This window comes from Nocardia sp. NPDC057227, assembly GCF_042669725.1.
Lineage (GTDB): Bacteria > Actinomycetota > Actinomycetes > Mycobacteriales > Mycobacteriaceae > Nocardia > Nocardia asteroides_A.
The window spans coordinates 569234-596117 of record NZ_JBHUXA010000001.1; the positions used below are offsets into that span (position 1 = coordinate 569234).

Below are 26884 nucleotides of genomic sequence, written 5' to 3' on the forward strand. Positions count from 1 at the left end.
TGGCGTTGCCAGGACACCGGAGAAGTGCGGACTTCGGCCCCCGAAATCCCCCCTCCGGCACCGAGGCCAGGGAGATCAGTGTGGGGGAAGGCGGTTGCTCGCAGGTGCGTGTATTCGTTCCGTTGGGGGCGCGTCGCCGATTCGCAATCGGAAACAGGGCCCCGAGACCGTCCCGCGACCCGTTTGTCACGCCTCAGCAGTTACTGGGCGCCGGATCGCCGCGGAAGCGGCCCTCCAGCCAGGCGAACGCGCCGGGCACGCCGAGCACCGCCGCGGTGAGATGGTCGGGCACCGGGGTGAGCTCGGCCTGCAGCGGGGTGCCCGCGGCGCACCAGCGCCGGTCGGTCTGCACGATGGCGTCGATCGGGATCAGCCCGTCGATCGGCGAGTGCCACTCGTAGATCGGCATGGTCGGGGCGCCGTCGTAGAGCTCGAGGCTGTTCTCCTCCACCACCGCGCGCGCCTCGGGGCTGGTGATCATGGAGGTGGTGCGCGCGAAGTCCATGACGCCGCGGCCCGCGCCCGCGGCGAGGATGCCGTTGGTGCAGCTGTTCGCCATGGCCGCGCGCGCCGCGAGGCCGCGCTCGTTGAGCTGCTCGCTGAGCGGGAAGCGGTCCGGGTACTCGCGCTCCAGCCCCAGCCCGGCGGCCAGCGCCAGCCCGAAGACCGGGTGCGCGGCGAAGCCGAGCTGCTCCATCATCGACACCAGGTTCATCGGCACCCCGCCGAGCGCGGCGCCCGCGATCTCCAGCTCCGGCGCGTAGCGCGGCGCCAGCGCGGCCGCCCACGCGGTCGCCATGCCGCCGCCGGAGTAGCCGGCCATGGTCACCGGCGAGCCGCCGACGCCGAGCTCGCCGACCTGCCGCACCGCGCGAATGCCGTCCAGGGTGATCATGCCGCCGAGCTTGGCGGCGCCGTAGGCGAAATTCGGGCCGAGGTGGTCGGGCAGCGCGACGCTCCAGCCCCTGGCCAGCGCGACGTTCAGCGCGGGCGCCTCCTTGACCATCAGATCCGGGTTCGCGGTGTAGAGCACCCGGGAGACCGAGCACTCGGAGCCGAGGCCGTTGATGATGTGCTGGTACGAGAGCAGTGGGCCGTCCGGCCGGTGCCCGCGCGGGGTCAGCACGGTCGAGGTGGCCGCGATGGGCGCGCCCTCGGAACTGGTGGAGCGGAAGCGCACCACGGTGACCGCGGTCTCCGGGAAGGCGGCCAGCGCCGGCATCGGCCGCACCGCGATCACGGCACCGGGCGCCAGCTCGGCGATGTCGGCGGGGGTGCCGTAGAAGGGGTCGGGGTCGGGCGCCGGGTAGAGCGGCGCCGCGCTGCCGGGGGCGGCGGTCAGCGCCAGCCCCAGCGCGGCGGCGGCGAGGAGCGCCACCCGTCTTCGAGCACTCCGCCGAGCGAACCGCATCCGACCCATGGCTGCCGCCTTCCCCTGCTCCGAGCTACCGACCATCATTGTTCGCAAACACCCCCACCCGACCAGCGCGCTCACAACATACCGACACGTCACAACGGCCGGGGGATTTCGCTGTGAACCCGGCGCGGGTCGCCGCTGGTCCACCTCGTGAGAACGCCACACCCGCCCCGGAGGGGGCTGTGAGTTGTCCAAGCGACCGCGCGGAACATGTTCCCGGCCATGGTGCTGGATTTACCGTCGAGGGGCGGCGTCGCACTCCGGCGCCGGGAAGGAGACGGCGTCATGGACAGCACGGTCACCAGCGCGACCCGCTACCCGCTCGTCGGCACCGAGGAGGTTCCCACCCGCCGGATCACCGTCTACTTCGACGGGCCGAACCCGGACGATCTGCTGGTCCTGGAGTACGCCGCCACGCACACCGAGGCGTGGGAGTTCACCTCCGCCGCGGTGCAGGCCGGGCTCACCGTGACCGTCGACGGCAAGGTGCGCCCGGAGCTGGGCAGGCTGCCCTGCCGCTCGCTCTGGCACTGACCCGCACCCGCTAGGCTCGCCCCGGTGCCGAACGGGGAGGACCGGAGCGTGTCGAGGCGGGTATCGAGAAGTGGACGGCGAGGTTTCGCGGCGGTGCTCACCGTCGCCGGGATCGCGCTCACGGCGGGCTGCGGCGCCGACGAACCGGCCGCCGCCCCGCCGACCACGACGGTCGCCCCGATTCCCACCACGACGGCGCCCCTGGAGTTGCCATCGGCCGGGCTGCCCACCGTCGACCCGTACGCCGATCAGCCGCTGATCGAGCGCACCGAGTGGACCGCTGGCGAGGACGGCGCCAGGTTGCTCGTCTTCCCCACCGAGGCCGGGCGCCGCACCCCCTTCCCCGGCGCCGAGAACCGCGCCTGGCTCGAGGTGCTCACCGCCGCGCCGGAGGCCGACACCGCGGGCATGTACGACCAGTTCCGCTGCCACTGGGTGTGGGCGCGGCTGGCCGCCCCGAACAAGCCGAGCTGGAATCTGGAACCCTGGCGTCCGGCCGTCGGCTACGACGCGGTCGTACAGGCGGCCTGTAATCCCGGCGGACCGGAGCGCTGATCTCCGGCGCCGGGCGAGGCGAAACCGGAAGGAGATCACCATGCGTGTCGTCCTGGTAGGTGGACACGGGAAGATCGCCCTGCTGCTGGCGGGGCTGCTCGGCGAACGCGGCGACGAGCCGGTGGCGCTCATCCGCAATCCCGCGCACGGGGCCGAGGTGGCCGCCGCGGGCGCGCGGGCGGTCCTGCTCGACGTGGAGAACACCGACGCCGGGCAGCTCGCCGCCGCGCTCGACGGCGCCGACGCCGTCGTCTTCGCGGCGGGCGCCGGTGCGGGCAGCGGGGCCGCGCGCAAGTACACGGTGGACCGGGACGGCTCGGTGCTGGCCGCCACCGCCGCCGAGGCGGCGGGCGTGCGCCGGTTCCTGCAGATCTCGTCGATGGGCGCGGGCGAGCCCGCCCCCGACGGCACCGACGAGGTGTGGCGCGCCTACCTGGACGCCAAGACCCAGGCCGAGGACGATCTGCGCGGCCGCGACCTGGACTGGACCGTGCTGCGGCCGGGCAGGCTGACCGACGACCCGGCCACCGGCGCGGTCACGATCGGGCAACGGGTCGGGCGCTCCGACATCCCGCGCGCCGACGTCGCGGCGGTCCTGGTCGCGCTGCTGGACGCCCCGGAAACGGCCGGCGCGACGCTGGAAGTGGTGGCCGGGGAAACTCCGATCGCGGCAGCGATCTCCGCACTTCGGTAACTCTGAATTAGCCATCGGTGCGCGCCCGGCTTTCCCCCGGCAAATAAAGCGGAAAGGGCTGCCGCCTTTTCGGGCAATTCCGCTGGGCGCGCACCCGGCGAATACCGAACACCCACTGCCACGGACAACTGGTCAACCGTCCGAATAACTCGATTTCCGAACCAGCCCTGCGCTCGACCGGGTCTCCAACGGCGAATACGCACCGATCTCCGCTCAACAGCCGGAAAATTTACGGCCACAGCGGCGTGCCGCGCGGGAATCGCGAATCTGAAAGACTCGTGGTGCACCCCCCGGATGCCCACCGAAAACTGACTCTCCGAACGCCCTTTACCACGCGTAATTACTGGTCCGTAACGTTTCGGCCGGTTTTTCCGACACCCAAGCGGATGTACAGATGTGCTTGCATTTGAAAGGCGGACGGCCCTAAACTCGGTCGCGCAACGCTCGACAGGGGACACAGGGAGGCCACGGCAGGGAGTGGCCGGCGATTGTTGCCGGGTGTTCACTGTCGTCGGAGGTTAAGGGGTTATCGAATGAATCCACCACTACACGGCGATCGCGACGGCGCCGCCGGGATCGCACTGGCCGACGGGCCGGCGAACGGTTTGATCATGAGCACTTTCTCGGCCCGGTACGGGCAACAGGCAGCGATGATCGGCACGCGGGAGTCCGCGACCGCCTACGTCATCGACGCGGTCGAATCGACGGGGGCGGCCACCCGCGCCGACTTCGACATCGACCGCATCGTCAGCACGGCGCACGCGCTGTCCGAGGACTGGGATGTCGAGGCGCTGCAGCCGGACACCTTCTGGCGCATCGCCGCCACCTGCCTGACGCCGTGATCCGCGCCGCCCGCGCGAGTGCGGGCGGCAGCTGAACAGAACTTCGGTGCCCCGCGCGCGCCCCCACCGGCGCGCGCGAGTCATCGGAGCCAGGAGAAATGCCAGCGCCGCACCGGTATCCACCGGTGCGGCGCTGGTCTGGGAGAGGGCTCCTACCGCGGGTCGGCCCGCTCGGCGTACTCCGCGAAGATCTTCAGCGAATCCTCCGGCGTCGCGGCCTGCACGCTCAGCCGGTCCATGACCGAGAGGTACAGCGCGAGGTCCTGCCTGCGGTCCAGGTAGAGCGCGCTGGTCAGGTGCTCGAGGTAGACGACGTCGGGCAGCTCCTGCTCGGCGAAGCGCAGGATGCTGAACGAGCTGCCCGCGGCGGCGTGCTCGCCCGCGGTGTAGGGCAGTACCTGCAGCGTGACGTTGGGCAGTTCGGCGAGCTTGATCAGGTGCTCCATCTGCGCGCGGTGCACGGCGGGGCCGCCGACCGGGCGGTGCAGCGCCGCCTCGTCCACGACCGCCCAGACCACCGGCGGGTCGGTGCGGGTCAGGATGTCCTGCCTGCGCATCCGCATGTCGACGCGGCGGTCGGTGTTGGCGTCCTCGTAGCCGAGCGAGACGACCGCGCGGGTGTACTCCGAGGTCTGCAGCAGCCCGGGAATGAGGTGCGCCTCGTAGGTGCGGATCTTGCTCGCCGCCTGCTCCAGGCCGAGGTAGGTGCCGAACCACGAGGGAAGCAGATCGTTGTAGTGGTGCCACCAGCCTGGCTCGTTGGCCTGCTTGGCGAGCTCCAGGAATTCGTCGCGCCGCGCCCGGTCGGTGACGCCGTAGAGCGTCAGCAGATCGCGGATGTCGCGTTCCTTGAAGCCGGTGCGCCCCAGCTCGAGCCGGCTGATCTTGGCGTGCGAACCGCGGATGCGCTCCCCCGCCTGCTCGCGCGTGATGTTCTTGTGCTCACGGAGCTTCCGGAGCTGGCCACCGAGCGCGATCCGCAGCACGGTGGGCCCGCGATCGGGGGCGGGGTTGCCGCGGCCGCTCGATCCGGGGACAGCGGAGCCGTCGAGGCTGCCGGAGCCGGTTATGCCGTCGGTTTCATCGAAGCCGTCGGGTTCAGCGATCATGGAGGTTCTTCTCCGATACTCGGGGATAGCCCACAGTGTGCCACCACCGCTCCGAGTTTCCGCTGTTTTCTCGTTTGCACGAACAGCCTTACTCGCCGAACACCCTTCGAGCCGTGGGGCACACCGCACCGATCGCCAATGCTACCGCTCAGGCGGTCAGATAGTCGAACTCTCCCGCTTTCGCGCCACGCACGAAGGCATCGATCTCCGGGCGGGTGTAGTAGATCACCGCACCGTCCGGCTGCCGCGAATTACGCACCGCCACCAGGCCGTTGCTGGTCTCCGCGACTTCCACGCAGTTCCCGCTCGGATTGCTGAAGGTGCTCTTCTTCCACGCGTCGTCGGCCGGCCGCTCCGTTGCACGCACCGATGTTGCAGACATTCGCCGTCTCCTGTTTTTCTACGACTGATCGCCAGAATTTGCAGATGCACACGCAAACGTTCTTGCATCTGCACCCACAATCCGGACTGTAGCACGGGCGCCGCGGTCGGGGGCGCTCTCGGGGAACGTCGTTGACCTGGCGTTTACCCGCACGTCGTCACTGCCAGGCCGGATCTCGCGATCAAGTGCCCTTGCCGGACCCGATCCCGCACCGCCACAACCACGGAGTGCCCCGTCTGCCGCGGGTCACACGAAAACAGCCGTGCCGCAAACGATCCGCGATCGTGGCGGATCCGGTCACTCTCGCACGGCGGCGCCCGGCGCGGCGCCGGTACGCTCGAGCCCGCTCGGCCGGGCGCGCGCCGCCCCGGCAGCCGGGGCGCGGCGGAGCCGGAAGGGCAAGACGCACAAGGGCGATCGCCGTCGGCGAGACCAGCGCGCAGGGCCGCCCCCGGTCCTGGTCGTTCGTACAGATGTACTTGCATTTGTAAGCGATGAATGCAAAACTCGACCTCGAAAGTCGGGGAGGCACGCGGTATCTCCATTCCGGTCCAGCGGGCCGTTTCCGCTGGGTGTCGACCTCCCAGAGCCAGACGTGAGGGGCGGTCCAGATGAGCCAGCCATTCCGAACCTCCCACCGGATCGCGATCGCCGGGGCGACCGCGATCGGCGCGCAGACGCCGCGCCCGGTGCCGGATTCGACTGTGCCGGATTGCAATTCGGAGCCGCGCGGGCTCACCTACCGGCAGGCGAGGGAGATGCTGCGGGTGCACGACGCACACGGCCCCAGCTGTCGGCAGTGGCTCGCGGCGGCGGCCTATCTCTCGGCCGGACTGGACGACGAGTAGCCCGTTCGATATTCGGCACGCGTGCCTGTTTTTCCGAATTCCCATGTTCACCCGGCTAGAACAATTCCAGCTGGTCGGTTCTATTCTTCGGCGAATGCGGCCCGCAATTCCCGGTGATTTATCGAAAACCTTCCGTTCGGTATGTTGATCGGGTTTGCCGGAAGGCCGCGAGGCCACAGGACCGGGGCGCGCGGCGGCACCGACTAGGGTGAGGCCGTGCAGACCGACAGACCAGCCGACGACACGGGAGCCCGGATCTGGGGTGGGACCACGCTCACCGAGCGCCGGGAGGCGCGCCGCGCCGGTCTGCTGGACGCGGCGCTCGACCTGATCGGCGAGTCGGGCGCGGCCGGGGTCACCATGCGGGCCGTCTGCCGCAGGGCCGGGCTCACCGACCGCTACTTCTACGAGAGCTTCGCCGGCCGCGACGAACTGCTCGACGTGCTCTACCGCCAGGTCGCCGAGGAGTTCCTCGGGCCGATGACCGCCTTCGCCGTCGCCGACGACCCGTCCAGGGACCGGGCGCTCTCCGAGTTGCTCGTCGACAAGGTGCTCGACGACCCGCGCAAGTCCCGGCTCTTCCTGGTCGAGCCGTACTCCAGCACCGGGCTCGGGCAGACCACCATCGCGGTCATGCCCGCCTTCACCCGGCTGCTGCAGGACCACCTCTTCGCGCACATCGCGGACCCGGTGCGGCGCAGGCTCGCCGCGGTCGCCATGGCGAGCGGCAACGCCGGGGTCTTCTCGGCCTGGCTGAACGGGTCGCTGCGTGCCACCAGGGACCAGATGACCGACCACCTGGTGGCCACCATCACCGCCTACCGCGCGCTCTATCGACCCTGACCCACGCACCATCCGCCCAAAGGGACCTTTCCCCGGCCCGCTCCCGCACTGCGGGCTACAGTGGCCGCACGGCGAGGGCGAGGAGCGAGTTGGTGGCCATCGGGAAATTGGTGTCGTACGACGCCGCACGTGGATTCGGGTTCATCCGCCCCGAGGACGGCGGCCCCGACGTCTTCGTCCACGTGAACGACATCGGCCTCGACGAGGACGAGCTGCGTGAGGGCAGGGTCTTCGAATTCGACATGACCGAGGGTGACCGCGGCCCCAAGGCCGTCAACCTCACCGCCGCCGGCCCCGCCCCCGCCGCCGCGCCGCGGCAGCACCGCCGCGATCGCGCCGCCGGGCCACTCGGGGCCGATGAGCACAAACGTCTCGTGACGGAACTGCTGCTCGAGGCGAGTCCCGCATTGACCGCCGGTGAGATCCTCACCATCCGTGACCGCCTCACGGAATTCGCCGAGCAGCACGGCTGGGTCGAGGGTTAGGCCCCGCACCTCCCCCGTTCTGTCGGTCCCCGGACCTACGATCGAGCGCGCACCGACGATTTTCCCGGCGTCGCGCCGTCTGTCGTACGACTGAGGAGGTTGCGTGGATCTGCCTGTGATGCCACCGGTACGGCCGATGCTGGCGAAGACGGCTCCCGCGGTGCCGCGGGAGCCGGGGCTCGCGTTCGAGCCCAAGTGGGACGGGTTCCGCTGTGTGGTGTTCCGGGACGGCGCCGAGATCGAGCTCGGCTCGCGCAACGATCGCCCGCTGACCAGGTACTTCCCCGAGGTCGCCGAGCTGCTCGCCGCGGCACTCCCGCCGCGCTGCGTGGTGGACGGCGAGATCGTGGTGGTCACCGACGACGGCCTCGACTTCGACACCCTGCAGAACCGGCTGCACCCGGCCGCCTCGCGGGTGGCCAAGCTGGCGAAGGAGACCCCGGCCAGCTTCGTCGCCTTCGACCTGCTCGCGCTCGGCGACGAGGACCTCACCGAGCAGCCCTTCGCCGAGCGCCGCCGCAGGCTGGAGGGCATCCTCGACACCACCCTCGCCCGCGTGCACCTGACCCCGATCACCCGCGACCCGGAGGTCGCCGAGGACTGGTTCACCCGCTTCGAGGGCGCCGGCTTCGACGGCGTCATGGTGAAGCGCGACGACCAGCCGTACCAGCGGGACAAGCGGGTGATGCTCAAGGTCAAGCACGAGCGCACCGCGGACTGCGCGGTCGCCGGCTTCCGCTGGCACAAGGACGGGCAGGGCGTCGGCTCGCTGCTGCTCGGGCTCTTCGACGACGAGGGCAGGCTGCACCACGTCGGCGTCGCCAGCAGCTTCACCGCGGCCCGCAGGCGCGAACTCGTCGACGAGCTGGCCCCGCTGCGGGAGAACGCCTTGGCCGAGCACCCGTGGAAGGAGTGGGCCGACGCCGCCGCGCAGGCCGCCGCCGACGGCAAGATGCCGGGCGGGGTGAGCCGCTGGACCGGCGGCAAGGACCTTTCCTGGGAGGCGCTGCGGGTGGAGCTCGTCGCCGAGGTGCGCTACGAGCACGTGCAGTCCGGGCGGCTGCGGCACGGCGGCAGGCTGGTCCGCTTCCGCTCCGACCGCACCCCGGCGTCCTGTACCTACGCCCAGCTCGACGAGGTGGCCCCGGCCGAGCTGCACGCCATCTTCGGCGAGGAGACCCGTTGAGCACCAAGGGAATCGAGATCGAGGCGGGCGGCCGCACGGTCACCATCAGCAACCCGGACAAGGTCTACTTCACGAAACGCGGCGAGACCAAGCTCGACCTCGTGCGCTACTACGAGTCGATCGCCGAGCCGCTGCTGCGCGCCATCGGCGGCCGCCCGCTCATGCTCGAACGCTACCCGGACGGCGCCTCCGGGAAATCCTGGTTCCAGAAGCGCGTCCCGGCCAACGCCCCGGACTGGCTGCACACCGTCCAGGTCGCGACCCCGAACGGCACCACCGGCGACGCGCTGGTCGCGCACGACCTCGCGCACGTGCTCTGGGCGGTGAACCTCGGCTGCCTGGGTTTTCACGTATGGCCGCACCACGTGCCCGACCTGGAGATCGCCGACGAACTCCGGGTCGACCTCGACCCCTCCCCCGGCATCGGCTTCGCCGACCTGCGCGCCGCCGCGCTCCGCGTCCGCGAACTCTGCGCCGAGCTCGGCATGGAGACCTGGGTCAAGACCTCCGGCTCGCGCGGCCTGCACCTCTACATCGACCTCGAGCCGCGCTGGGACGCCTACCGGGTGCGCGCCGCCGCCGTCGCGCTCGCCCGCGAACTCGAGCGCAGGCACCCGGAGACCATCACCGCCGCCTGGTGGAAGGAGGAGCGCGGCAGCCGCGTCTTCGTCGACTACAACCAGAACGCCCCGCACAAAACGGTTTTCGGGGCCTGGTGTGTGCGGCCGAAGGTCGGCGCCCAGGTCTCCACCCCGATCACCTGGGCGGCACTGGACACCGTCGTACCCGAAGAGCTGACCATCGCCACCGTCCCCGCCCTGCTCGCCGAGCACGGCGACCCCTGGGCCGACCGCGCCCCGCAGTCCATCGACACCCTGCTCGAATGGTCCGAGCGCGACCTCGCCGACGGCCTCATGGACGCCCCCTGGCCGCCCAACTACCCCAAGATGCCGAACGAGCCGCCGCGGGTGCAGCCGAGCAAGGCGCGCAAGGAGGCGTAGCCTCACCAGCTCTCGGTGGGGTCGGGGCAGCGGCCGGTGTACTTGTTCAGCCCGATGCCCCGATGGGCCGACTTGCTCCGGCCGACCGGGCCGTTGCGCGGTTCGCGCACCCAGGTGCCCCGGTTGTCCAGGCCGGGCATGTGCTCGCTGCCCGGCTCGCTGTACCGCGTTTCGCCGTCGACCGTGAGGATGCCGTCCTGCACGTCGATGTGCGCGACGGTGGCCCAGTACGAGTTCATGCCGTTCCCGACGAACACCGTGATCTCGTCGGCGTCCGGGCCGGGCAGCCCGTCCGGCCCCGGCCTGCCGTATCGGACCGCCACCCGGGGACGGCCGAAGGTATCTATGGCCCCCGCGCCGTTGTCGACGCTCTGGTAGACGTTCACCAGCAGGTCGCCGTTCTCCCGCGGAAGCACCCTGACCTGCTCCACCGCGGGCCGGTTCCCGTTGCCCGGCCCCTTGCTGTCGCCGTAGTGCCGGACGAACGGCCAGGCGTCGAGGCCACCGAGGTGCCCGCGCTCCCCGCTGATCACCACGTACTTCCCGCTCTCCTCGTCGCGGCAGAAGAAGTACACGTCGAGATCGCCGGAGCCGTAGCGCCGCACCGACCCGTTCGGCTGGTACACCGCGCCGCGGCCGTCCCACTCCAGCCCGACGGTCAGCACCCAGCTCCGGTCGCCGCCGCTCTTGCGCAGGTCGATCCTGGCCTGTTTCGACGCGGAGTCCTTGTCGATCGAGACCCGGACCTTGCGCATATCGACCGGGGCCGCCACCGGCTGCTGCGGCTGCGGCTGCGGCTGCGGCTGCGGCTTGGGCTCCGCCACGTCGATCCCGTGCTCGGTCGCGAAGGCGGCCAGCCCCAGGCTCCACCCCTGCCCGACGGCGTCGAGCCGCCACCGGCCGTTGCGCCGATACAGCGCGACCACCTGCAGCACCGTCTCGGTGGAGAGCCGGTCGGGCACGAACCGGAATCCCTCGGAGTGCCCCTGCACGGTCACGGTCAGGCTGCCGAGCGAGCCGAAGTCCCGCCCCTGCGCCTCGGTGCTGCCGGTCACCACGATCCGGTCGATGCCGGGCGGGACAGCGGCGAGATCGATGCCGACGGAGGCGTCGCTCAGCAGCACGACGCCGGGCTGCTTCGGGTTGTTGTAGAAGACGAAATCCGCGTCGCCGCGGACCTTCCCGTCACCGCCGAGCAGCACCGCGGCAACATCGACGGCGCCCGGCGCGCCCGCGTGCCCGACGGTCACCGTGAAGACGCGGTCCGTGAGATCGGTCTTCGAGCCCTTTGCCAGTACGTTCATCGCCACCTCGGTTCCCGGAGCTATCGGTCGGTGCTGTCGCGTCCCGAGTACACCGCCGCGCGCCGATCCCGATACAGCAAATGCCTGGATACCTCGCCGATGTCCGCTGTTCGACCGACAGCCGTCGCCTAGAGTTCGGAGCGGGACACCCCGCGAACGACGAAGGGACACAGCCGATGCCGGAGACCACCGAGGTGCTCCTCGACGACTTCGAGAACACCGCGCGCTGGACGCTCGCCGGCCCGGGTGCGGGCCGCACGCATCTGACCACCTTCGCCGAGGGCGCGCCGGACAAACGGCCGGTCGACTACGCCGACGGCAGGCGCGGGGCGGACCGGCGGGCGCTGGTGCTGCTCGTGCGGGACGCGGAGAACGAGCTGGAGATCGAGCTGGCGGCGCGGCCGGATCCGGCGTTCGCGCCGAGCGGGGTGGTGTCGGCGGTGGGGGTGTACGTGCGCTCCCCGCACGCGGAGATCCGGATCTCGGCCGATCTGGTCACCGCCGACGGCGCGCGCTGCGAGGTGCCGCTGGGCCGGGTGCCCGCCTCCGGGGAGTGGCAGCGGATCGGGCACGAGCCGGTGCAGCCGCTGGCCGGTGCCGAGGTGCGGGCGCTGCGGGTGCGGCTGGTCGAGGTGGTGCCGCGCGCGGGTGAGGTGATGATCCTGCTCGACGACCTGACCGCGCGCACCGCGCGCTGACTACTCGCTGGTCCAGAGCCCCCACACGGTACCGCGCGAACCGTTTTCGCAGATCAGCGCCCGATTGTCGCCGGTGCGCGCGGACTTGCCCTTGCTCGGGTCACAGCTCCCGCCCGGCTGCTGCACGGTGGTGTTGATGGTGAAGGGGCCGATCCAGGTCTGCCCGCCGGAGCCGCCGAGGCAGAGCATGGTGTCGCCGTCGGCGGTGGTGCCGATGGCGCCGACCGGCACCTCGGTGCAGGAGGAGCCCTTGCGCGCGACGGTCGCGACCGGCTCCGGCGCGCCGGGGCCCGCGTCGCCCGCGGTCGGCACGGCGACGGTGGCGGGCACCGTGGGGGCCGGTGCCTGCGGCAGGCTCATCACCGTGGTCTGGCTGGTGTCGCGGACCGTGTTCTGCGCGCGGTCGACGACGTCGTCCCAGGCCGACCCGCCGAGCACGAAGAGCCCGGCGACGACCGCGGCCTCGGCGGCGCCGAGCAGCAGCGCGAAGACCGCCATGGTCTTGCCGCGCGGGTGCGCGAAGGCGATCAGCCCGAAGACCAGCGCGATCGGGAAGAGCAGCAGCAGCGCGCCCACCAGCGCGATGACGGCGTACGGGTTGACCAGCGGGCCGCGGCTGTCGTCGTCGTCGTCCTCGACGCGGGGCCATTGACCGGAGGGGCGCTCGTCGCGCTCTTCCTCGTTCCAGCGGTCGCCGTAGCGATACTCCGCGCGGCGGTCCTCGGCCCATCGTTCGGTCCGTACCATCTGGTCCCTCTCACCTCGTCTCGCGGCGAAAGTTCCCCGATAACGCCCCGATCACGGAGAAGAATAGGGGCTATTGCCCGATAGCCGACGGGGAAACCGGCAAGCGGTCGGGAACGGTCGCTATTTTCGCGGCCGATCTATCTCCGGCATGGTCGTGGTCACCAGCGTGAGCAGCACATCCGTGAGCAGAATGTGGACTTGGTCACGTTCCAGCGAGCCCCGCGTTATCCACTCCCGGCCGGCTACTTTCACCAGCCCGCCGAAGGCGCGGACCACCGCGCGCAGTTCTTCCCCGCGCGCGGATTCGCCGAGTCCGACCATGGAGAGCAGCCGATCCGCGGCGGCGTCGTCGGCCTGGTCCAGGATCTGCTGGACCTCGGGGTCATCGCCGACGCCCTCGTGGCTGGTGACCTTGACCCAGGTGCTGCCGTGCTCGGCGATGGTGTCGAGCAGCCAGGTGACGCTGGCGCCGACCCGGTCCCGCGGCGAGCCGGTCGGCACCACCATGTCGTCCTGATGCGGCAGCGTCACCATCCGGCGCACGACCGCCAGGTAGAGGTCGCGCTTGTTGCCGAAGTAGTGGTTGATCAGGCCGCGCGCGACCCCGGCTCGCTGCGCCAGCTCGGCGGTGGAGACGGCCGCGTAGGGCCGCTCCCCGAACATGTCGATCGCGCACGCCAGGATCTGCGCGCGCCGCTCGTCCGGCTCCAGCCGACGGCGGCGCGGCGCCTCCCCGGTGCCGGTCTCAGAGCGAGCGGGCAACGAGATCCTTCATCACCTCGTTGCTGCCCGCGAGAATGCGCAGCACACGGGCACCGGTGTAGAGCTGGGAAATCGGATACTCCGTCATGTAGCCGTAGCCGCCGAACAATTGCAGGCAGCGATCGACAACGATACCGAGCTGATCGGTGAGCCAGTACTTCGACATGGCAGCGGTCGGGATATCGAGCTTCCCTTCCAGGTGCTTGGCGATGCAATCGTCGAGGAAGGTCCGGCTGACCTTCGCCAGCGTGGCGCACTCGGCGAGTTCGAACTTGGTGTTCTGCAGCGCGAAGAGCGGCTTGCCGAAGGCCTCGCGGCCCTTCGTGTATTCGACGGTGATCTTCACCGCCTGCTCCATCATGGCGACCGCGATGATCGCGGTGACGAGCCGCTCCTGCGCCAGCAGCTGCATCATCTGGTAGAAACCCTGGCCCTCGGCCTCGCCGAGCAGGTTCGAGGCGGGGACCCGCAGGCCGTCGAAGAAGAGCTCGGCGGTGTCCTGCGACTTGCCGCCCATCTTGTCCAGGATGCGGCCGCGCTTGAAGCCGGGGGTGTCGTCGCTCACCTCGGCGAAGATCAGCGAGACGCCCGCCGCGCCCTTGGTCGGGTCGGTCTTGGCGGCGATGATGATGCCGTCGCAGAGCCAGCCGTTGGTGATGAAGATCTTCGAGCCGCTGATCACGTACTCGTCGCCCTCACGCACCGCGCGGGTCTTGATGTTCTGCAGGTCGGAGCCGGTGCCCGGCTCGGTCATGCCGATCGAGAGCACCATCTCGCCGCTGGCCGCCTTCGGCAGCACCCGTCGCTTGAGCTCCTCGGAGCCGAAGTGGTGCAGGTAGGGCGCGATGATCGAGGTGTGCACCGGCATGCCGAGCGAGCCGTCGCCGGCCAGCGTCTGCTCCTCGATGATGGCCGCCTCGTGCGCGAAGGTGCCCCCGCCGCCGCCGTACTCGGTGGGGATGCCGGTGCAGAGCAACCCGAGCTCCCCCGCCCGGTTGTACAGCGCCCGGTCCGGGTGGCCCTGCTTCACGAACTTCTCCGCGTGCGGCACGACCTCCTTCTCGAAGAACGTCCGGGACAGCTCCCGGACCGCCTCGACCTCGTCGTCACTCCACACGGCGCGTGCCATCTCTTCTCCTCGCTCGGTTCGCTCCAGATTCCAGCACTATTGGCGTGCTGTCAACAAGGCTCGCGGGGTGGGCGGGAGCACACCGAGGCGTTTGAGAGAATGGGCAGGTCGTTGTCCCGCTCGCCAGAAAGATGCCGCCCGCCGCGATGGCCGAAACCACGATCGATCCCGCCGACCTCGCGACCTGTCTCCGCGTCCTGGAGCAGGCCGGGCGGCTGGACAAGGAGCACCCCGACTCGCTCACCGTGCAGCGCGCCGTCGGGCACATGTTCAAGAAGCTCAAGCAGGCCAAGCGGGATGCCGTCCGGGATGCCGTCGCCTCCGCGGACAAGGCCGTTGTCGCCGCTACCGCGACCGGGTCGCCGAATCGCATCGACGACGAGACCGCGGGGATTCGGCTGAGTTCCACCGCGGCCGGGGCCAGCGCGGGCACCCTGCTGCGGGCGCGGCCGTGCTACATCTGCAAGCAGCGCTACACGCGGGTGGATGCGTTCTACCACCAGCTCTGCCCCGAGTGCGCGGCCCGCAGTCACGCCAAGCGCGACGCCGGGGCCGACCTCACCGGCAAGCGGGCGCTGCTCACCGGCGGCCGCGCCAAGATCGGCATGTACATCGCGCTGCGGCTGCTGCGCGACGGTGCGCACACGACTATCACCACCCGCTTCCCGAACGATGCCGTGCGCCGGTTCAGCGCCATGGAGGACAGTGCGAACTGGCTGCATCGGCTGCGGATCGTCGGCATCGATCTTCGCGACCCCGGGCAGGTGATCGCTCTCGCCGACGACGTGGCGGCGCAGGGGCCTCTGGACATCCTGATCAACAATGCCGCGCAGACCGTCCGGCGCACCGCGGGGGCCTACAGCGCGCTCGTCGACGCCGAGTCGGCGCCGCTGCCCTCCGGGCCGCGCCCCGACGTGATGACGCTCAGCTCCGGAGTGCAGAAGCACCCGACCGCGCTCACCGCCGCGCTCGCGCCCGAGCTGACCGCCGCCGATGTCGCCGAGCTGGCGCTGGTGGCGGGGTCGGCCACGCCCGAGCGGATCGCGCGCGGGGTGGCGATCGATGCGGGTGGGCTGGTTCCGGACATCACGCACACCAACAGCTGGGTGCAGACCGTGGCCGAGGTGGAGACCACCGAGTTGCTCGAGGTCCAGCTGTGCAACTCGGTCGCGCCGTTCATCCTGGTCTCCCGGTTGCGGCCGGCCATGGCGGCAGCTGCCGCGCGGCGGAAGTACGTGGTGAACGTGTCGGCTATGGAGGGGCAGTTCGGGCGCGGGTACAAGGGACCCGGGCATCCGCATACGAATATGGCGAAGGCTGCGCTGAATATGCTGACGCGTACCAGTGCCAAGGAGATGTTCGAGACGGACCGGATTTTGATGACCGCGGTCGATACCGGGTGGATCACCGATGAACGGCCGCACCACACCAAGATTCGGCTCGCCGAGGAGGGGTTTCACGCGCCGCTCGATCTCGTCGATGGGGCGGCCCGGGTTTACGATCCGATCGTGCGTGGGGAGTCGGGGGACGATCTCTTCGGTTGCTTCCTGAAGGATTACGAGCCGTCTCCCTGGTAGGGCGGGCTCAAGCGAACGAATCGAACTCGCCGGCCGCAGCGCCCTTCAGGAATGCGCTCCACTCGGCCCGGGTGAACGCGATCATTCCGGCGTCCCGGGCGTTGCTGTTGCGCACGTAGACGGTGCTGTCGGTACCGGCGACCTCGACGCACGTCTCGTTGTCGGTAAAGCTGGATACCCGCCAGACCAGATCGCTCATCGTTGCTTCCATTCCTCAGCCAGTCCCAGGACGAACTTGCGCGACTCCGTAGGGCTGAGTGCCACTCGCACTCCGTGGTCGAAGGCGCTGGCGAAGTATCCCACTTCGTCGTGATCGGTTATCCAACGCCCGCCGCCGTAGGACTCGATGTGCACCCTCGGCCTTCCCCAGGGATGACGCATGATGCTGTATGCCCCGAGCCGCCGAGCTTCGTACTGGCCGGCGTCGAAAGTCGTGATGCGAACGGTCACGTTGGGAAGCTCGGACAGTTCCGCCACCGTACGCAGCTGCTCGATCATGACGTCCGGTGTTCCGACTCTGAGCCTGAGCGCTGATTCGGGCATGATCACGTCGAGCGCGAGCTCACCGGATCGAACCCGCTTCTGCCGATGCACCCTCTGGTCCACTGCCTGCTGCACATAGGTATCGGTCACTCCCGAGATACCCACCTTGCCCACCAACGCCTCGACATAGGCGGGTTCCTGCAACAGTCCGTAGATCGCTCTGGGCTCGTGACTACGGATATCGGTGGCGGATTGCTCCATACCGAGATACGTCGACAACCACTCCGGCATCTCACCCGACATGGTCGGCATACTGCTCAGCATCGCGGACAGCTCATCCATCGCGATTCCCAGCGCATCAGCGTATTTCGCGCGCTGCGCTGGATACGGAGTACCGTCCCCTCGTTCCCACCGTCCGAGCGTGGTCCGATCGACCTCGACCTCCGCCGCGATCTGCTCCTGAGTCTTGCCGGTGGCCTTGCGCGCCTCGATCAGGCGCTCCCTTCGCATAGTTGCATCGTAGATACAACTTTCACGCCGTGGCCCAGTTCGTCTCATACGCGCAGCATGGACCTCAACAGGGGAAACTCATCGAGGGGAACGAGTCATGGGCGCTCTATCGCAACGCATTCCAGCTTCGCATGTGTACCCGTCCGGAAGGGTAGACCGTCCGTCGCTCGATCTGCTGATGCGCACTGCGCAGGCGCTCGCCCGATGGGAATCGGGACCACGCGCTTCCGGAGGTGACGGTGTTGCCGTTGATCGACCCCGGCTCGACTGACGAGTACGAGTGACCACGTGCGCCCTGACCGCTCTCGTTCTGGGCCTGCTGGTCTTCACCGCTTGGGCGGTGTCGCCCTGGTGGAAAGACAGATGATCAGCCCGGCCTACGTGCGCGAGAGGCGTGCCCGAGGTGGCTATGCGAGGAGAACGAGAGCACGGTACACAGCGACAACCGTTGCCGCGCCGATGATCTCGCCACGGTCGATCATCCGGACCGCCTCGTCGAGTGGGATCCACCGGATGTCCTCGGCCTCGTTGACATCAGGTGCAGTCTCGGTGAGTTCAGCGCCCCGGGCCAGGTAGACCTCCTGCGGCTGGTCCAGTGTGCCGATCGCCGGCTGGTAGGTGACCAAGTGTTCCATGCTGCGCGGACGCCAGCCGGTCTCCTCCTCCACCTCGCGAGCGGCGGCGGTCGCGACGTCCTCGGCGTGGTCGACGTAGCCGCCGGGCAGCTCCCAGACCCAGCGGTCGATGATGAACCGGTGCCGGTACAACAGCAGCGCTTCGCGGCGCTCGTTGAGCACCAGCGTCATCGCGCAGCGGGGCATCCGTGCCACGTACTGAGTGAAACTGACGCCGTCGGGCAGCTCGACGTCGACGGTGGACAGCCGGATGTGTCGGTTCTCGTCCACCACGGTTTCGCTGCGGATGGTCCACTGGGTTCGGCTCACCCTGCGACCGTAACGGCTCCGCTACCCCCGACTTCGTGCATGGTTGAGGCGTGAATGTGTTCGCGCACGCAGCTGTACAGCGGTCGTCATCGGTGCGGTCGATGCGCGCTGCTGAGCAAGTGGACCTCGCGCAGGCTTCCCGATGAATCACGAATATCTCGAAGCGATCGCCCGAGCCGCATCTGCGGCCGTGGGGTTGGATGCCGCCGACCTCGAGCCGATCAAGGTCGCGGAGAACGCGATCTATCGGTTGCCGTCCTCGGCGATCGTTGTCCGCATCGCGAAACCCGGTCAGGAAGCCGCTGCCGAACGCGAGCTCTCGATCGCCGGCTGGCTGCGTGACTCAGGTGTACCGGCGGTCGAACCCGCTGATCTCACAACCACTTTCGTCATACAGAGCGATCACCCGGTCACCTTCTGGAAAGAGCTACCCGAACACCGCGACGCCACCGCTCCCGAGATCGCTCACGCACTGCGCAAACTCCACGAACTCGAGCCGGCGGAGTTCTTGACCGACATCGACCCCTTCGTCCGGCTCGACCAACGAATCGACGCCGCGTCCACGACGAGTCCCGAGGACCGCCGGTGGCTTCGCGGCCACCTCGCGGCGCTACGAGAACGGTGGGTCGATCGGATAGACGGCATGCGATGGGGGCCGGTACACGGCGACGCATGGGAAGGCAATGCCGTCACGACCAGCGAGGGCACCACGCTGTTCCTCGACCTGGAACGCACCTCTATCGGCCCGCCGGAATGGGATCTGACCTCTACCGCCATCAAACGCAGCTCATTCGGTTGGATCGCCCGGGAGCAGTATGTCGGGTTCGCTCAGGCGTACGGCCACGATGTCGAGACCTGGCCCGGGTTCCCGCTGCTCCGGGATATTCGGGAGATGCGCATGACCTGTATGGCGGTGCAGGCGGCGGGCCGGGACAGTACGCGAGCCCTACAGGCCCGGCTGCGCGTGGACTCTCTGCGCGGCCGTCGCGGTCCACGCCCGTGGAGCGGCTGGGAAGCCATGCCCTAGCGGAGCCGATCGAACACAGTAGAAATGCTCATGGCACGAGGAAAACCGGCGCGTAGGCTCGGTTCATGCTGTTTCGCCTGCTCGCCGACGGCACGATGGTCGTGCACTACGCCTTCGTGGCGTACGTCGTGGCCGGCGGATTCCTCGCCTGGCGCTGGCCGCGGACGATCTGGCTGCACCTCGCGGCGGTCGTGTGGGGGTTCGGCGGGATTCTGATCGGCTACGACTGCCCGCTGACCGCCCTGGAGAGTTGGGCAAGGGAGCGCGGCGGGGAGGCGCCGCTGCCGGACAGTGGGTTCATCGCGCACTACATCACCGGGGTGCTGTACCCGGAGAGCGCGCTCACGCTGGTGCAGGTCGGCGTGGCCGCGCTGGTGCTCGGCTCGTGGGCCGGGGCCGTGGTGCTGCGTCGGCGGATGCAGCCGGTCGCAGCCGCGTGACCTAGTCCACAACAGCGGACCGGGCGGTCCGGGAGTCCGGCGAACCGTCGATAGGCTCCGGGAATGATCCTGCGCCGGGGGCGAGCCCGTTGAGTCTGCTCACCATCGGGCTGGTGGTGGTCGCCGGGTTCTTCGCGGGGCTGATCGGCTACGTCACCGGCATCGCCTCGCTGGTCTCCTACCCCGCGCTGCTCGCCGCCGGGCTCCCGCCGGTTGCCGCGAATGTCACCAATACCGTCGCCATGGTGGCGGTGGGACTCGGCTCGACCGCCAACTCCGGCTCGGCACTGCAGGAGGACAAGCGCACGCTGATCCGGTACGCGCTGTGCTCGGCGGCGGGCGGAGCGATCGGCGCCGGGCTCCTGCTCTTCACCCCGGCCGCCACCTTCGAGATCACCGTCCCGTTCCTGATCGTGGCGGCTTCGCTGAGCCTTTTGCTGCAACCCAAACTGCGCGAGCTGGCCGGTGACCGGACGTTCCCGCGCGCCTACCCGATCGGCATCGTGCTGATCGCGATCTACGGCGGCTACTTCGGCGCGGGAGCCGGGGTGATGATCCTGGCGCTGGTGCTGGTCGCCACCGCCTCCGACATCTGGCGGGCGAGCATCATGAAGAGCTACCTGCTCGGGATCGCGAATCTGGTGGCGGCGCTCGGCTTCGCCGTCTTCGGGCCGGTGCACTGGGTGGCGGCGCCGGCGATGGCGGTGGGGGCGTTCGCGGGCGGCTGGTGTGGGCCCGCGGTGGTGAAGGCGCTGCCGGCGCGGCCGCTGCGCTGGGTGATCGCGCTGTGCGGGTTCGGGCTGGCGATCTGGCTCATCCCGCGGTGACGATCAGCGCGAGCGCAATCCTGGTGGGCGCACGCGGTCCCCGCCGAGAATCGTGGGATGACCCGCTCCGCGCAGGCCGCGCTCTGGTGTTGCCTGGGAGCCGGTTTCGCGACCCTGCTCGACTCGGCGGTCGTCGCCTTCACCGCGCCCGCGGTCCAGGCCGAGCTGCACCTGGCCGATTCGCACGTGCAGTGGTTCCTCGCCTCGTACTCGCTGACCTTCGGGCTGGGCTTGGCTCCGGCCGGGCGGATCGGTGACGCCTTCGGCAGGCGCACCCCGTTCGTCGCCGGGCTGCTGCTCTTCCTGGTGGGCGCGGTGCTCTCCGCGGCCGCGCCGGGTGCGCTGCCACTGATCGGCGGCAGGCTGGTGCAGGGGCTCGGCGCGGGGATCATCAGCGCGCAGGTGCTCGGCGTCATCCAGGATGTCTTCACCGGGCCGGAGCGGCTGCGCGCGCTGGCCCGCTACACCGGCGCGGGTGCGCTGGCCGCCATTGCCGGGCCGCTCATGGCAGGCGCCGCGCTCTGGTCGCTGCCCGCGGGGATCGCGTGGCGGGTGGTGCTGCTGCTTCCGGTGCCGTTCGTCGCGGGCACCATCCTGCTCGGATTGCGCGGGCTGCCGCGGATCGAGCGCAGCGGCCGGGCGAACGCCCTGGACCTGCCCGGTATCGCCGTGCTCGGCGCGCTCGTCGTGCTCATCACGCTCCCGGTGATCGAGCCGGGGCTGCGCGGGCCGGGGCTGGCCGGGGTGCTCGCGCTCTGCGCACTGCTGACCGCCGGGCTCATCCGGTGGGAGCGGTACTACGCCGGGCGCGGCAGACTGCCGCTCTTCGCGCCCGCGCTGGTGCGCTCCCCCGGCTACGTCGTCGGGAACCTGGTCGCGCTGCTGTGGTTCGGCTCCAGCCTGGCCTTCACCACGGTGAAGACCGTCTACTTCCTGCAGGCCTGCGATATCGCCGCGCTGGTGATCGCGGCGGCGATGATTCCGTCGGCGGTGGCGCGGCTGGTGGCGGCCGGGTGGGGGCAGCGGCTGTTCGCGCGCTGGGGTCCGGCGCTGGTGACGTACGGGCTGATGCTGCAGACGGCGTGCCTGGCGCTGAGCGCGGGCGCGACGCTGGTCGCCGACGGCTGGGCGCTGTTCGCGCTGCTCTCGGCGATCCAGGTGCTGGCCGGGGTCTCCGGCGGGGTGGTGGAGCCGCCGCTGCGGGCGGTCACGCTGGCCTTCGCGCCGTCCTCGCTGCACGGGGTGGCGGCCTCGTTCCTGCAGCTCACGCAGCGGCTCTCGGCCACCTTCTGCATCGCGCTCGGCACCGGGGTGCTGCTGGCCGGAGCGGCGACGGCGGGGTCACTCGGGCGCGCGGTGCTGCTGTGCGCGCTGGCCTCGCTCGTGGCGACGGCGGCGTCCTTCGCACCCGCCCTCCGGGGCGATCAGCGCAGCCGGGAGGAGATCGCGGCCGCCACCTCGGCCACCGCGGCGTCCAGGTAGAAGTGCCCGCCGCGGAAGACGATCCGCTCGAACGGGCCCGAGGTGTGCTCGCGCCAGCCGTCGGCCTGCTCCGGGGTGGTGGTCGGGTCGGCATCGGAGACCAGGGCGAACACCGGGCAGCGCAGTGGCTCGCCGGGCTCGTATCGGTAGGTCTCGACGGCTCGGTAGTCGGCGCGCACCGCAGGTAGCACCAGCTCGGCCAGGCCGGGATCCTCGCGCAGCACCGCCACCGAGGCCGGGTCGTCCGCCAGCCGCTCCAGGTCGGCGATCAGCCCCGAATCGGGGGCCTCGTGCAGCGCGCCGGGCTCCACGTAGCGGGGGTCGGGCCTGCCGGAGACGATGAGCACCGTCGGCCCGCGCCCGGCCGCGCTCAGCCTGCGCGCCGTCTCGAAGGCGACCGTCGCGCCCATGCTGTGCCCGAACAGCGCCACCCCCGGCTCGATCGGCAACCGGATCAGATCCTCGGTGACGGCGTCGGCCATGGTGGCGATGCTCTCGGCCTGCGGCTCGCCGAAGCGGTCCTGCCTGCCCGGGTACTGCACCGCGGCCACCGTGGTGCCGGGCGCCAGCGCGGCCGCCAGCGCCCGGTAGGCGGAGGCGGAGCCGCCACCGGGCGGGAAGCACACCAGGGAGCGGGCCGCCGCGGGCTCGGCCCGCAGAATCCGCAGCCACGCGGTCGCCTCGAGGGTCACCGGGCCGAAGCTACACGACCGCCCCGACATCCTCGCCGTCGTCGAAGAGCGGGCGCAGGTTCCGGGCCGCCATGATCCGGTCGTTGCCGCCGCCCGCCTCGATCATCGGCCAGACCTGGGCGTCCGGCGCGACCACGAAGTCCACCACGACCGGCCGGTCCCGGATCGCCCGCGCCTCCCGGATGGTGTCCACCAGCTCCGCCTCGCGCGCGCAGCGCAGCCCGACGCAGCCGAGCGCCTCGGCGAGCGCGGCGAAATCGGGGATCCGGCGGGTGTGCGTGGTGAGGTCGCTCTGTGAGTAGCGCTCGTCGTAGAAGAGCGTCTGCCACTGCCTGATCATGCCGAGGTGTCCGTTGTCGATGATCGCGACCTTGATCGGCACCCGCTCGACGGCGGCGGTGGCCAGCTCACGGAAGGTCATCTGGAAGCAGCCGTCGCCGTCGATCGCCCAGACCTCGGCCTCGGGGCGGCCGAGCTTGGCGCCGAGCGCGGCCGGGATGGCGTACCCCATGGTGCCCATGCCGCCGGAGTTGAGCCAGCTGCGCGGGTGCTCGAAGCGGAGGAACTGCGCGGCCCACATCTGGTGCTGCCCGACCCCCGCGCAGTAGACCGCCGCCGGCCCGGCCATCTCGCCGAGCGTGCGGATCACCTGCTGGGGCGCGAGCGCGCCGCCGGGCGGGCGGGCGAAGCCGAGCGGAAAATCCTGCCGCCAGCCGTGCAGCGCCCGCCACCACGCGGCCCGCGCCGGAGCGGCGCCGGGCAGCGCGGCGAGCAGCGCGCGGAGCGCCACCCCGGCGTCGGCCACGATCGGCACCTCGGCGGCGCGGATCTTGCCGATCTCCGCCGGGTCGATGTCGATGTGGATCACCGCGGCGTCCGGGGCGAAGGAGTCCGGGTCGCCGGTCACCCGGTCGTCGAAGCGGGCGCCGACCGCGAGCACCAGGTCGGCGCGTTGCAGCGCCGCCACCGCGGCGACGGTGCCGTGCATGCCTGGCATGCCGAGGTGCAGCGGGTGCGAATCCGGGAAGGCGCCGCGCGCCATCAGCGTGGTCACCACCGGGATCCCGGTGTGCTCGGCGAAGGCGCGCAGCTCGGCGGCGGCATCGGCCTTGATCACCCCGCCGCCGACGTAGAGCACCGGGGCCTCGGACGCGGAGACCAGTTCGGCGGCGGCGCGCACCCGTGCCGCGTCCGGTGCGGCGGGCGGGCGGTGGCCGGGCGGCCGGACCCGTGGCAGCCCGGCGTAGCGGGCGCTGGCGCGCAGCACGTCCTTGGGGATGTCGACAAGGACCGCGCCGGGACGTCCGGTGGTGGCCAGGTGGAACGCCTCGGCCAGGGCCGCGGCGATATCGCCGGGCCTGGTGACGAGCACGCCGTGCTTGGTGATCGGGGCGGTGATGCCGAGGATGTCGGTCTCCTGGAACGAGTCCCGGCCGAGCGCGGGCAGCGGCACCTGGCCGGTGATCGCGACCACCGGCACCGAGTCGGCGTGGGCGTCTGCCAGCGCGGTGACCAGGTTGGTCGCGCCCGGCCCCGAGGTCGCCAGGCAGACGCCGGGCCGCCCGGTCGCCTGCGCGTACCCGGTGGCCGCGTGGCCGGCGCCCTGCTCGTGCCTGACCAGCACGTGCCGGAGCTGCGCCGAGCTCAGCAGCGGGTCGTAGACCGGCAGGATCGCGCCGCCGGGCATGCCGAAGACGATCTCGACCCCCAGCTCCTCCAGCGCGCGGACCACCACCTCCGCGCCGGTGAGCAGGGGAATCTGGTGGCGGCGCGCCTGATCGGCGGGTGCGCTCATCGGTACTCCGTTCGGAATGCTCCGGTACCGGGGGCGAGCGCGCACGGCACCGGACACCGCGCGCGGCGGTGGACAGGTACGGGACAGCGCTCCCGGGAACGAACGCACCGTCTGGTCGCGGCAGGTCTCTCTGCCGTGGGCGCGCCGCGGGAGGCGAAGCGGAGCGGCGGCGTCCGGGGTGGGGACGCGCCGTCGAGCCGATGCTAACCGCTCGTGCCCGGCGCGCGCGAGCCGGTTTCCGGCGCGCCGGCCGAGCCCGTGCTGTACACCTGTGCGGAACACTGTCCACACAGAACGGGGAACGAGATGACCCAGCGGGTGAGCATCGTGATCGGCGGTGCGTCCGGGATCGGGCTGGCCACCGTGCGCAGGCTGCACGCCGACGGCGAGACCGTGGTGATCGCCGATCGCAACGAGGGGGGCGCGAAGGAGTACGCGGCCGAGCTCGGCGTCGAGGCGCTGCCGGTCGAGGTCACCGACGAGGCGAGTGTCAGCGCGCTGATCACGACGGTTTCCGAGCGGCACGGCGGCATCGACACCGTGGTGGACTGCGCGGGCATCTCCCGGCCCGGCGCGCTCACCGAGCTAGCCGCCGAGGACTGGCGCGCCACCGTCGACGTCTGCCTGACCGGCTCCTTCCTCGTGGTCAAGCACGCGGCGCCCGCGCTGCGACCGGGCGGCTCGATCGTGCTCATCGCCTCGCTGAACGCCACCCAGCCGGGCGTCGCCATGGGCGCCTACTGCGCGGCCAAGGCGGGCGTCGCCATGCTCACCGAGGTGGCGGCGCTGGAACTCGGGCCGCGCGGCATCCGGGTGAACGCCATCTCCCCCGGTTTCGTGCCGACCCCGCTCACCGAGGGGGCGGCGCTCGTCCCCGGTCTGGTCGAGGATTTCGTGGCCAACACCCCGCTCGGCCGCGCGGGCAGCCCGGAGGACATCGCGGCCGCCGTCGCCTTCGTCGCCTCGCCCGCGGCGGGCTGGATGACCGGCTCGAACATCGCGCTCGACGGCGGCGCGCACACTCAGCGCTACCCCGACATCCTCAAGCACATCGCGGCGCTCGCGGAGGGCTGAGCCGGGCCGGGATGAACCTTTCCCGCCCACCGGGGTTCGCGGTCGAGACACGGCCCACTCCACCGCGACACGGCACCGATCACTGTGGAACGATGTGCCCTCGTGAGTCACGAGCACGTCGCAGAGGGGGGTTCCGTGCCGGTGAACACGCACGACCCGCTGGTCCATGCCTACGAGACCGGGATCGGGATCGCACCCTCCGGCGCCACCGCCGCCGTCCAGGCGGGTAACCACCTCGCCGCGACGCTACCGGTCTGGACGCTGGCGGCAGGCTCGCTGACCGCCGTGACCGCCGCCGCCAACCGCCTGCGCGCGGTGCGCGGGCTGCCCGCCACCCCGATCAAGCTGGACCCGGCGCGGGTGAGCACCGCCTTCGCCTCCGACCACGTGCTGCGGCTGGCGGGCGAGCCGGTGAGCGCCTTCGGCGACCTCTCCGGCTTCTTCCCGACCTTCGACGGCTGGATCCGCACGCACGCGAACTACCCGCACCACCGGGCCGCGCTGCTCTCCGCGCTCGGACTGCCCGCCGACGCGAGCACCGACCTCGCCATCACCCACCTGGCCATGAACCGGGCGAGCGACCTGGAGGACCGGGCCGCCGAGCACGGCGCCATCGTGGTCCGGGTGCGCACCGAGGAGGAGTGGGCGCAGAGCGAGCAGGGGCGCGCCGCCGCCACCGGGCCGCTGGTCGCCATGGAGCGGCGCACCGACATCGGCGGCGACCGGGTCGGGCTCGGCACCGACCCGGCGCGCCCGCTGCACGGGCTGCGGGTGCTGGATCTGACCCGGGTGATCGCGGGCCCGGTCGCGACCAGGGCGCTGGCGCTGCTCGGCGCCGACGTGCTCCGGCTCGACCCGCCGAAGCTGCCGGAGATCCCGCTGCAGTTCGCCGACACCTGCCAGGGCAAGCGCTCGGCGCTGCTCGATCTGATCACCGACCTCGACCGCTTCCACGAGCTGCTCGCCGAGGCCGACGTGCTGGTCACCGGATACCGGCCGGGCGCGCTGGAGTTCGCCGGGATCGACCCGTCGGTGCGGCCGGGGCTGATCCACGCCAGGGTGAGCGCGTGGGGCGAGAGCGGCCCGTGGGGGCAGCGCCGCGGCTTCGACTCCATCGTGCAGGCGGCGGCCGGAATCTCGGTGCTGGAGGGTGCGGAGGTCGCGCCCGGCACGCTGCCCGCTCAGGCGCTCGACCACGCCACCGGCTACCTGCTGGCGGCGGGCGTGCTGGACGCGCTCGCGCTGCGCACCGTCGACGGCTCCGGCCGGGACGTGCGCGCCGCGCTGGCCCGCACCGCCTCCTGGCTGCTCGCCGCACCGGACCGCACCCCGCGGCACCCGGCCGCCACCCCGGCCGCCGCCGAACTCACCATCACCGGCGGCGGCGCCACTACCGCGCGCCCCGCCTTCGCCGAGTACCCCGAGTACCCGTGGCCTGCGCCGAAGTACGGGTCATCGCCGCTGGAGTGGGCGGTCGCGCTGCGCTGAGCCCACGAT

At 70.9% G+C, this 26884-nt stretch carries 29 protein-coding genes; 17 read left to right on the forward strand and 12 right to left on the reverse strand.

The genetic code is table 11. The features are described 5' to 3' along the window. Positions 1-193 precede the first annotated feature (193 nt). Complete coding sequence (locus ACFUJ1_RS02945; protein ID WP_378641793.1) at positions 194-1420, reverse strand: lipase family protein; 1227 nt, start codon at positions 1418-1420, stop codon at positions 194-196. 282 nt (positions 1421-1702) lie between these two features. Here ACFUJ1_RS02945 and ACFUJ1_RS02950 point away from each other — a divergent pair, with 282 nt between their 5' ends. The 4 genes from ACFUJ1_RS02950 (at position 1703) to ACFUJ1_RS02965 (ending at position 4042) form a co-directional block, all read left to right on the forward strand. Continuing rightward, positions 1703-1951 (forward strand): hypothetical protein, encoded by a 249-nt coding sequence (locus tag ACFUJ1_RS02950; protein WP_378641795.1) that lies wholly within the window; start codon positions 1703-1705, stop codon positions 1949-1951. 93 nt (positions 1952-2044) lie between these two features. Then, positions 2045-2506 carry a DUF2599 domain-containing protein gene (locus tag ACFUJ1_RS02955; RefSeq protein ID WP_378641797.1) on the forward strand — a complete coding sequence of 154 codons (462 nt, stop codon included), beginning with the start codon at positions 2045-2047 and terminating at the stop codon, positions 2504-2506. Positions 2507-2546: 40 nt separating this feature from the next. Next, positions 2547-3200 carry an NAD(P)H-binding protein gene (locus ACFUJ1_RS02960; RefSeq protein WP_378641799.1) on the forward strand — a complete coding sequence of 218 codons (654 nt, stop codon included), beginning with the start codon at positions 2547-2549 and terminating at the stop codon, positions 3198-3200. A gap of 611 nt (positions 3201-3811) precedes the next feature. Continuing rightward, entirely contained in the window at positions 3812-4042 is a 231-nt protein-coding gene (locus ACFUJ1_RS02965) for a hypothetical protein (protein WP_233017641.1), read from the forward strand. Between the two features lie 152 nt (positions 4043-4194). Here the strand turns inward: ACFUJ1_RS02965 and ACFUJ1_RS02970 are convergent, their stop codons facing one another. After that, entirely contained in the window at positions 4195-5151 is a 957-nt protein-coding gene (locus ACFUJ1_RS02970) for a helix-turn-helix domain-containing protein (RefSeq protein ID WP_378641801.1), read from the reverse strand. Between the two features lie 148 nt (positions 5152-5299). Further along, entirely contained in the window at positions 5300-5533 is a 234-nt protein-coding gene (locus ACFUJ1_RS02975; RefSeq protein ID WP_233017640.1) for a DUF397 domain-containing protein, read from the reverse strand. Between the two features lie 611 nt (positions 5534-6144). On the opposite strand from ACFUJ1_RS02975, the gene ACFUJ1_RS02980 reads away from it, so the two are divergent. The 5 genes from ACFUJ1_RS02980 (at position 6145) to ligD (ending at position 9896) form a co-directional block, all read left to right on the forward strand. Further along, complete coding sequence (locus tag ACFUJ1_RS02980; protein WP_378641803.1) at positions 6145-6381, forward strand: hypothetical protein; 237 nt, start codon at positions 6145-6147, stop codon at positions 6379-6381. A 216-nt stretch (positions 6382-6597) separates the two neighbouring features. Next, complete coding sequence (locus ACFUJ1_RS02985) at positions 6598-7224, forward strand: TetR/AcrR family transcriptional regulator (RefSeq protein ID WP_357013387.1); 627 nt, start codon at positions 6598-6600, stop codon at positions 7222-7224. A gap of 92 nt (positions 7225-7316) precedes the next feature. Further along, positions 7317-7709 carry a cold-shock protein gene (locus tag ACFUJ1_RS02990; protein ID WP_378641805.1) on the forward strand — a complete coding sequence of 131 codons (393 nt, stop codon included), beginning with the start codon at positions 7317-7319 and terminating at the stop codon, positions 7707-7709. A 103-nt stretch (positions 7710-7812) separates the two neighbouring features. After that, positions 7813-8895: an ATP-dependent DNA ligase gene (locus ACFUJ1_RS02995; RefSeq protein ID WP_378641807.1), complete on the forward strand. Its 1083-nt coding sequence runs from the start codon at positions 7813-7815 to the stop codon at positions 8893-8895. Beyond that, complete coding sequence (gene ligD, locus ACFUJ1_RS03000; protein WP_378641809.1) at positions 8892-9896, forward strand: non-homologous end-joining DNA ligase; 1005 nt, start codon at positions 8892-8894, stop codon at positions 9894-9896. The genes ACFUJ1_RS02995 and ligD overlap by 4 nt, the downstream gene beginning before the upstream one ends. A gap of 2 nt (positions 9897-9898) precedes the next feature. Here ligD and ACFUJ1_RS03005 read toward each other — a convergent pair whose 3' ends face one another. After that, positions 9899-11200: a TerD family protein gene (locus ACFUJ1_RS03005; protein WP_378641811.1), complete on the reverse strand. Its 1302-nt coding sequence runs from the start codon at positions 11198-11200 to the stop codon at positions 9899-9901. Positions 11201-11376: 176 nt separating this feature from the next. Between ACFUJ1_RS03005 and ACFUJ1_RS03010 the strand changes: the two genes are divergently transcribed. Continuing rightward, positions 11377-11898, forward strand: coding sequence for a hypothetical protein (locus ACFUJ1_RS03010; RefSeq protein ID WP_378641813.1), 522 nt, complete (start codon positions 11377-11379; stop codon positions 11896-11898). Here the strand turns inward: ACFUJ1_RS03010 and ACFUJ1_RS03015 are convergent, their stop codons facing one another. The 3 genes from ACFUJ1_RS03015 to ACFUJ1_RS03025 all read right to left on the reverse strand — a co-directional run bounded on the left by ACFUJ1_RS03015 (position 11899) and on the right by ACFUJ1_RS03025 (position 14536). Continuing rightward, the gene (locus tag ACFUJ1_RS03015) at positions 11899-12645 is read right to left on the reverse strand and encodes a hypothetical protein (RefSeq protein ID WP_378641815.1); all 747 of its coding nucleotides are present in this window, start codon (positions 12643-12645) and stop codon (positions 11899-11901) included. Positions 12646-12765: 120 nt separating this feature from the next. Beyond that, positions 12766-13407: a TetR/AcrR family transcriptional regulator gene (locus ACFUJ1_RS03020; RefSeq protein ID WP_378641817.1), complete on the reverse strand. Its 642-nt coding sequence runs from the start codon at positions 13405-13407 to the stop codon at positions 12766-12768. Then, positions 13391-14536 carry an acyl-CoA dehydrogenase family protein gene (locus tag ACFUJ1_RS03025; RefSeq protein WP_378641819.1) on the reverse strand — a complete coding sequence of 382 codons (1146 nt, stop codon included), beginning with the start codon at positions 14534-14536 and terminating at the stop codon, positions 13391-13393. Before ACFUJ1_RS03025 ends, ACFUJ1_RS03020 begins: the two co-directional genes overlap by 17 nt. A gap of 146 nt (positions 14537-14682) precedes the next feature. Here ACFUJ1_RS03025 and ACFUJ1_RS03030 point away from each other — a divergent pair, with 146 nt between their 5' ends. Continuing rightward, positions 14683-16113, forward strand: a complete 1431-nt coding sequence (locus ACFUJ1_RS03030) for an SDR family NAD(P)-dependent oxidoreductase (protein WP_378641821.1) — start codon at positions 14683-14685, stop codon at positions 16111-16113. A 7-nt stretch (positions 16114-16120) separates the two neighbouring features. Here ACFUJ1_RS03030 and ACFUJ1_RS03035 read toward each other — a convergent pair whose 3' ends face one another. The 3 genes from ACFUJ1_RS03035 to ACFUJ1_RS03045 form a co-directional block, all read right to left on the reverse strand. Beyond that, positions 16121-16312: a DUF397 domain-containing protein gene (locus ACFUJ1_RS03035; RefSeq protein WP_378641823.1), complete on the reverse strand. Its 192-nt coding sequence runs from the start codon at positions 16310-16312 to the stop codon at positions 16121-16123. Beyond that, positions 16309-17106 (reverse strand): Scr1 family TA system antitoxin-like transcriptional regulator, encoded by a 798-nt coding sequence (locus tag ACFUJ1_RS03040; protein WP_378641825.1) that lies wholly within the window; start codon positions 17104-17106, stop codon positions 16309-16311. The genes ACFUJ1_RS03035 and ACFUJ1_RS03040 overlap by 4 nt, the downstream gene beginning before the upstream one ends. Positions 17107-17513: 407 nt before the next feature. After that, positions 17514-18050, reverse strand: a complete 537-nt coding sequence (locus tag ACFUJ1_RS03045) for an NUDIX hydrolase (protein WP_378641827.1) — start codon at positions 18048-18050, stop codon at positions 17514-17516. Between the two features lie 142 nt (positions 18051-18192). Between ACFUJ1_RS03045 and ACFUJ1_RS03050 the strand changes: the two genes are divergently transcribed. The 4 genes from ACFUJ1_RS03050 (at position 18193) to ACFUJ1_RS03065 (ending at position 21826) form a co-directional block, all read left to right on the forward strand. Next, positions 18193-19077 (forward strand): phosphotransferase, encoded by an 885-nt coding sequence (locus ACFUJ1_RS03050; RefSeq protein WP_378641829.1) that lies wholly within the window; start codon positions 18193-18195, stop codon positions 19075-19077. A 65-nt stretch (positions 19078-19142) separates the two neighbouring features. Further along, complete coding sequence (locus ACFUJ1_RS03055; protein WP_378641831.1) at positions 19143-19517, forward strand: DUF2784 domain-containing protein; 375 nt, start codon at positions 19143-19145, stop codon at positions 19515-19517. 89 nt (positions 19518-19606) lie between these two features. Further along, entirely contained in the window at positions 19607-20344 is a 738-nt protein-coding gene (locus ACFUJ1_RS03060) for a sulfite exporter TauE/SafE family protein (RefSeq protein ID WP_378641833.1), read from the forward strand. A gap of 57 nt (positions 20345-20401) precedes the next feature. Next, a complete protein-coding gene (locus ACFUJ1_RS03065; protein ID WP_378641835.1) occupies positions 20402-21826 on the forward strand; it encodes an MFS transporter in 1425 nt (474 codons plus the stop codon). On the opposite strand, the gene ACFUJ1_RS03070 is transcribed toward ACFUJ1_RS03065, so the two are convergent. Then, a complete protein-coding gene (locus ACFUJ1_RS03070) occupies positions 21769-22518 on the reverse strand; it encodes a thioesterase II family protein (RefSeq protein WP_378641837.1) in 750 nt (249 codons plus the stop codon). The genes ACFUJ1_RS03065 and ACFUJ1_RS03070 overlap by 58 nt on opposite strands. Before the next feature lie 10 nt (positions 22519-22528). Next, positions 22529-24313 (reverse strand): acetolactate synthase large subunit, encoded by a 1785-nt coding sequence (locus ACFUJ1_RS03075; RefSeq protein ID WP_378641839.1) that lies wholly within the window; start codon positions 24311-24313, stop codon positions 22529-22531. Between the two features lie 306 nt (positions 24314-24619). Here ACFUJ1_RS03075 and ACFUJ1_RS03080 point away from each other — a divergent pair, with 306 nt between their 5' ends. Continuing rightward, positions 24620-25387: an SDR family NAD(P)-dependent oxidoreductase gene (locus ACFUJ1_RS03080; protein WP_378641840.1), complete on the forward strand. Its 768-nt coding sequence runs from the start codon at positions 24620-24622 to the stop codon at positions 25385-25387. 141 nt (positions 25388-25528) lie between these two features. After that, positions 25529-26875 carry a CoA transferase gene (locus tag ACFUJ1_RS03085; RefSeq protein WP_378641917.1) on the forward strand — a complete coding sequence of 449 codons (1347 nt, stop codon included), beginning with the start codon at positions 25529-25531 and terminating at the stop codon, positions 26873-26875. Positions 26876-26884: the final 9 nt, after the last annotated feature.